This is a genomic window from Nocardioides sp. NPDC004968 (genome assembly GCF_040608935.1).
Taxonomy (GTDB): Bacteria; Actinomycetota; Actinomycetes; order Propionibacteriales; family Nocardioidaceae; genus Nocardioides.
Genome location: NZ_JBEXJF010000071.1, coordinates 1 through 5,719, shown reverse-complemented (window position 1 = coordinate 5,719; position 5,719 = coordinate 1). Strand labels below are relative to the sequence as shown.

Below are 5,719 nucleotides of genomic sequence, written 5' to 3'. Positions count from 1 at the left end.
GGCTTTCTCAGTGAGGTTGACGAAGGGCTTCACGACGAGTGACAGCCGTGCCGGGCTCACTGGCGCAGCCGGGACCGGTCGGTTCGCCATCGCCAGGAAGGCCACCAAGGAGCTGATCGCGAGCGCTGAAGTGGCGCCGACAAGCCAAGGTAGCCTCAGCCAATCGCCCATTTGCGGGCGGGATGGTTTGTCGGGCGAGGGATCGGATGGTGAAAGCGGCGCAGGGTCGATCTGATCGTTCAATTGCCAGCGGAAGCTGGGCACATAGCCCCCCTTGGCAATCTCGATCACAAGCGGGTCGGTACTGCCTTCAAGCAGATAGTACCGCTCCAATCCGCGCCTGAGCCGCCCCGCCTCAATGCGAACGACGGGATCGTTCGAAACGTCGAAATCTGCCCTCCGGCCGAAGACTTCGACTGCGATCGCATAAGCCTTGATGCGGTCTGCCCGGCCAGTGAGTGCTTCTTCAACCACGTAGGACAGAAACCGGCGCACCCGCTCTGGCACCTTAAAGTCGTCACTTGCTAAAATGCGACCCAGTTGGGCACGAATATCATCTTCAGAGATCCCAGGAACAACGCAGGAAACTGAGCCACTGCTGGAACGCGTCGGCATCATCAAGGCCCTTCGAATACGCTTAGCACCATCGAACAGATGGAGCGATCAGTGCAACAGCGCGGTGACACGCAGAGCGCTAACCAGTCAGCCAAACACTCGCCCCTGCTGTCCCTAAGGTCAATTGAGCGATCGCTGCGCCAAGCCCAAAATCGGTGAAGGGCAAGGAGTGCATCGACCCGCCCTCACATATCGAGGTCGGCATTATGACCCGGATCGAGGAGCGCGGGCGCGCCCGTCTCAAACTGCGTTTTCCTGATTGGCGGGCCCGTTTTGATCTGGCCGCAAGCGAAACCTTTCTCGACCTTTGCGAGGCGTACGAATTGGCGCATGTTGGGCTGGATTACTGGACCAGGTCAGACGCACCGTTACGCGACGAGATGATTGCAGATTACCGAGACCTAATGGCCTCCCTAGAGTTGGAAGCCCAGATCTGGGCAGATCGCGAGATCGAGGAAAGAAGTCACGCCAGAAAGCGTTAGCTGGCGGCCGTCGCCTTTCCGCTGCGACTTCGCAGATGGGTGCGCGGCTCAGCTTCGTGGCTGACTCAGAGGTTTCCGCTATCTATAAGACGGCAACCACGACAAGTTCTTCCCAGCGCTCGTGTGGCCAGAGCCGGGGCGGATCTCGCGAGAACCCCCACCGCACCGGCTCGCACCCTCCCCTGCAACATTCGGTGCTTCGGCGGACCGCGAGCTTCGCGTGGGTAACCGCGCCTGCCGAGCATGTGCCGCGGTTGCGCCTTGCGCCGCCATCGTTGAATAGGAGCTGGCATGTCGCGAGAGGAGGCTGAGCGCCATCCTTGCATCCAGATCAGCATGACCAGACATAGCGTGTGGCCCCACGCTACGAAAAACTAACCCGGTGCCGCTGATTGAGATGTTCGAAGCCAGGCCTCCATTGACTGCTTGCGCGACCAGTCTGTGGCCTCGACGATGCGAATATCTCGGACGACAGCGTCGCCCAAGAGCTTACGCGCGGCCTGATAGTCCGGGCTCTCATACGCCGCGATGGCGCTTGTGACGCTGTCGAACTCTATAATGACCGTGCGCAGGTTCAGTCCTTCCTCCAGCGTTACGGCAGGAACGCCTCGTACTAGATTGCGCCCGCCGGCCGCCCAAATCGCGGGACCGGCTAGCTCAACATATGCCGCAAGGGCTTCAGGGTCCTTGATTTCGCGGTAGGCCGCGATCCAATAGGCTTTAGCCATCGTTGCCTCCGCGAATTGATCTCGTGGTTGCACTGCAAGCGCTGCGAACAAAAATGGTCATGGCTGCGGCTCTAAAATCGCCTATCCGATCCTTGTCTCTGCTAGGGTTTCAGTGCTCGTGCTCGTGAGCATCGTCGGCTACCCGACACTGCGCCATAGAGGCGCGGGCTAAGGAGATGGGACTGGAGCACCAATCGACGAGCAAACGCCCTTTTAGACATCACGACGTGAACCGTGGCGAGTGCCGCGCAAACGTCTCGACGTCCTTACCCAAATTGGGCGCCGGCATTGCCGATGCGAGCACGGCAAATAGCCCCCCACTAGAAACTCATTGCAACCTCCCGCTTTGGAGTGTGCAACGCAGCATAACTGATTTTAGTCGTCCGTGAAGAACTTTGATCGCACTCGACGTCGTGCAGGTTTCGTATCCGAACGGCCAGGGGCGAGACGATCCTCCACAGAGCGAACCTGGTCGCGCTCATCGTGTTTATCGAGTTGTTGACCAAAGGGTGACGGGATATGCCCCGCCAGCCCGCACCGGCTGGGGTGCCGAGGAAGGATGACCGTATGAGCCTGCCCCGCTTCGCCCTTGGCTGCTGGCATGAGCGCCAGCGCCAGAGCGACATCGACATACTCTGGCCGCTCTGCCTCAAGCACGCGCCAGACAACGCCACCGCGCGCCAGGCATTCAGCCTCCACGCCGCCCGCGCCAGCGCCTGGGCCGTGCTGCCTGACGACGAGCGCCGCCGACAGATCGAGATGCTGGCGCGACACGATGCAATCCCCGGGGAGGTCGAGAAGCAGATTCGGGCGCTATGAGCCTCATCCTCCGCTGCGCCTTTCCCGCCCATCAATCGCCCCTGCCAGGAACCGCAGCGCCAGCACGCGCTGGTCGGTCAACCGCGGCCGCGACCATCGCCGCGGCATCACGGGAAATCTCGGCCTGCGCCCTGCTCGGCAAACGCAGCGCCGGATCGTACTGTGCGTCATATCCAGCTGCCACCCACTAGCTCCGTCGCGGCCGTACTCCACCAGTGGGCAGCTACGCGCGCGCGGGCGCGTGCGCGCGGGGGGATCCCCATCCCTACGGCGGGGCCGAGCTGAGCCCCTACAGCCCGGCACGGCCGCCACTGCGTAACATTTTTGCGAGGATGTGACGGTGTGACGGGTGTGACGGGCCCTGGCGGCTTCGACGGCGCAGCGTATATGGGGAGGGGATGTTGGTAGATCCTGATCTCTCTAAGATAGGTTTGCGGCCATGTTTCAAGACGAGTTCACAATGCCGCCTCGTGACGAGGAACATTTCTGGGAACTAATGGAGCAGAACTTTAGTTTCGCGATGGATACGCTGCGCCTGCAGAGCCGTGAGGAAGCTCGGCTTGCAAAGAAGACTGACCAGAATTCTCAATTATGAATACGATATAGCGCAGCACCCGTCGAAAATGATCAGCGGGAACATTATTACGACCTTGGCCGGGGGCTTTTAGACCGAGTTTGGGAACTGATTAAGAAGCGGGAGCTTTCGCCTGAATTCGTCCAACTCTGGGGTGTCCTGATGTTTAGCTTTGGCCACACGGTCAACTATCAGATGGACGATAACCCTGTTCTGGAGGCGTACGAGCTTCTCCGGCTGGCCGAAGCGGAGGGCTGACCGGCGGGTGCGGGCACGCGCGCCGCACGGACACCCCCGCCCAGGTACCCGCTGCCGCCGGGTATGTACCCGGAGCCCGGCGCGGGGCCATGCCGGCACACGTTGAGCCACGACCCGCCGCCTCGGGGGCACGTTGCTTCGCAACTCCCCCATCCCCGTGGGGTTGGCGTTGCTAGGGAAGGACCCGGGAGACAACCGCAAAGCACTCCCGTGCCGTACCATGGCACCGCCGCCGATCGCCGGCCGTGGCTCGGGTGAGGTCCGCTATCAACCTTATCGGGACGCTCCGCCCGAGCCGACGAGCGCAACTTGCGGGGGACGGCGTTAGTGTTGCAGCCGCTCCAGCTGCTTGGAACGGCGCGAGCGTTGTCCGCCTATGGTTCTCGTCCGATCCCACCATGGATTGTCTCCCAGACGCGGATCGCGTCCTGGAGTGCCAGCAATTCTCGGTGACTACTTCCATCTTGTACCGAGAGCGCCTTGATGCGTTGGATCGCGAGGGCGTAGTCTTCATTTGTCTCGATCGTGATGGTGGGCGCGTCCGACCTACAGGATTCCGGCCCGTGTTTGATTGTCGTCTTCATGGCGACCTCCGGAGGATGGAGCATCTGGTAAATTATGCTCCAGTTAAGAGAGCCCGTGTTTGCGTCAAATCAACCCACCCGCTGTTCGGGAGAACCAAAACCTGGCCAGATCTACATATGACTGCGGGTAAGCAAGGAGCAGTCGGATAATGTACAAGCTCATTCTCATACCGACAGACGGATCGGAATTTGCCCAGAAGGGCGTAAATCATGGCCTGAACCTCGCTAGGAGCGTGGGCGCGAAGGTCATTATAGTCACCGTGACAGAGCCATTTGCAATCTATGGTGCCGCGGCCAGCGCCGGGTGGGCGCCGCCACTGATGGAGACGGCGGCGGAGTATGAGGCGAGCCAGACGCAAGCGGCTGAGAAGACACTGGCTGATGCCAGAGCTGCTGCAGATCGTCTCGGCGTCGACGCCGAGACCGTTCATATTCCCCAGGCTCACCCGGCCGAGGCAATCGTCGAAGTTGCCAATAGCCGTCACTGCAGCCTCATTGTCATAGCATCCCACGGCAGACGCGGGCTCCGTCGCCTTCTGCTGGGCAGCCAGACCTCCGAGGTGCTTTCCAGCAGTTCGGTACCCGTTCTAGTGGTAACGTAGTGCCGATGTGGAGACATCAGCACGATTGGTCATTCCGACCCCACGTCCAACCGCAAAACATCCGCAGTCCACCCCCTACCTGACGTCTTAGCTCGCCGGGGTAATGCGAGAGTACGCGTTCGTGTTGAGTCATTTGAGCGCCTGTCAGCGGCGCTGCGTTCCCGCGGCGATCAGGGCAAGACCGTCGCCGACTTCGTTCATGCGCCGCTGCGTATCGATCTGTTGGGCGACAGGCAGCAAGGGTGCGCATGCACTCGGCGTGACGCGGCGAGGTTTCGCCATAGCCGGCCGGCGCCCGGCAGGGTCTCGTTGGCTTCGATCAGGAGCAGCCGGCGGGCGTCAGGCTCGTTTCTCACCCGCCGCAGCAGCGTGAACAGTTCGGGATCATGACGCTCCTGCTTCGCCTGATCGAGATAGCCGAGCTTGTTGCCATCGCTGCGCCCGTCGTTCGGCGTGAGCATCCAGCACACGCCGAGCTTCAAGCCTGACCGGCTCAGCAGCCGCAGGAGCGCATATTTCCGATAGTCGTTGACGTCCCCGACATATTGCTCCTTCACGCCGCGCCTCCCCGATCGTCAATCGGGAGGCAGAATGACCGAATACCCTGTTTTGGGGTATCCGAATTTCGGGTTTCTTTGGAGCGCCGGTCCACTCGTATTGGGCGCCGGCTTTGGCTTCAACCCGCTCCGAACTCTACAAGGCCCTGCTCGCGGCGCTGATCCAGGCAAGCAAGGATGCCGGTATCACGCAGGTCGAGCTGGCGGCACGGATCGGGCAGCGACAGACATTCGTATCGAAGTATGAACTGGGCGAGCGGCGCCTCGATGTGGCGGAATATATCGCTATTGCGCGGGCGATCGGCGCCGAGCCGTTTGCGATGATACGAGTTGCCGACGCGAGCGCGAAGTGACCAAGGGGAGAAGATATGGGGGGCAGGATCGCGGAGCGGCGTAGCCGGCAATTGATCCACCCCCGTTGAATTGGTCCACCCTGAAGTATGTCTTTTGGCAGACAGGAGGACCGATATGCCGAAGAAGCGCCACAAGCCCGAAGAGAT

Annotated in this window: 8 protein-coding genes; 5 read left to right on the top strand and 3 right to left on the bottom strand. The window is 61.1% G+C overall.

Annotated elements, in window-relative coordinates:
- A partial coding sequence (locus ABZU72_RS28530) for a hypothetical protein (protein WP_355022140.1) occupies nucleotides 1-615 on the bottom strand: 615 nt, incomplete at its 3' end.
- A 155-nt stretch (nucleotides 616-770) separates the two neighbouring features.
- Between ABZU72_RS28530 and ABZU72_RS28525 the strand changes: the two genes are divergently transcribed.
- A complete protein-coding gene (locus ABZU72_RS28525; RefSeq protein WP_355022139.1) occupies nucleotides 771-1,097 on the top strand; it encodes a hypothetical protein in 327 nt (108 codons plus the stop codon).
- A 374-nt stretch (nucleotides 1,098-1,471) separates the two neighbouring features.
- Here the strand turns inward: ABZU72_RS28525 and ABZU72_RS28520 are convergent, their stop codons facing one another.
- Nucleotides 1,472-1,825 carry a DUF1330 domain-containing protein gene (locus tag ABZU72_RS28520; RefSeq protein WP_265050604.1) on the bottom strand — a complete coding sequence of 118 codons (354 nt, stop codon included), beginning with the start codon at nucleotides 1,823-1,825 and terminating at the stop codon, nucleotides 1,472-1,474.
- Nucleotides 1,826-2,392: 567 nt separating this feature from the next.
- Between ABZU72_RS28520 and ABZU72_RS28515 the strand changes: the two genes are divergently transcribed.
- The 3 genes from ABZU72_RS28515 to ABZU72_RS28505 all read left to right on the top strand — a co-directional run bounded on the left by ABZU72_RS28515 (nucleotide 2,393) and on the right by ABZU72_RS28505 (nucleotide 4,662).
- Nucleotides 2,393-2,644 carry a hypothetical protein gene (locus ABZU72_RS28515; protein WP_265050605.1) on the top strand — a complete coding sequence of 84 codons (252 nt, stop codon included), beginning with the start codon at nucleotides 2,393-2,395 and terminating at the stop codon, nucleotides 2,642-2,644.
- A gap of 439 nt (nucleotides 2,645-3,083) precedes the next feature.
- Nucleotides 3,084-3,239 carry a hypothetical protein gene (locus ABZU72_RS28510; protein ID WP_355022138.1) on the top strand — a complete coding sequence of 52 codons (156 nt, stop codon included), beginning with the start codon at nucleotides 3,084-3,086 and terminating at the stop codon, nucleotides 3,237-3,239.
- Between the two features lie 970 nt (nucleotides 3,240-4,209).
- Nucleotides 4,210-4,662: a universal stress protein gene (locus ABZU72_RS28505; RefSeq protein WP_355022137.1), complete on the top strand. Its 453-nt coding sequence runs from the start codon at nucleotides 4,210-4,212 to the stop codon at nucleotides 4,660-4,662.
- A gap of 197 nt (nucleotides 4,663-4,859) precedes the next feature.
- Here ABZU72_RS28505 and ABZU72_RS28500 read toward each other — a convergent pair whose 3' ends face one another.
- Nucleotides 4,860-5,219, bottom strand: coding sequence for a hypothetical protein (locus tag ABZU72_RS28500; RefSeq protein WP_355022136.1), 360 nt, complete (start codon nucleotides 5,217-5,219; stop codon nucleotides 4,860-4,862).
- 113 nt (nucleotides 5,220-5,332) lie between these two features.
- On the opposite strand from ABZU72_RS28500, the gene ABZU72_RS28495 reads away from it, so the two are divergent.
- Complete coding sequence (locus ABZU72_RS28495; RefSeq protein ID WP_355022135.1) at nucleotides 5,333-5,572, top strand: helix-turn-helix transcriptional regulator; 240 nt, start codon at nucleotides 5,333-5,335, stop codon at nucleotides 5,570-5,572.
- The last annotated feature ends 147 nt before the right edge of the window (nucleotides 5,573-5,719 follow it).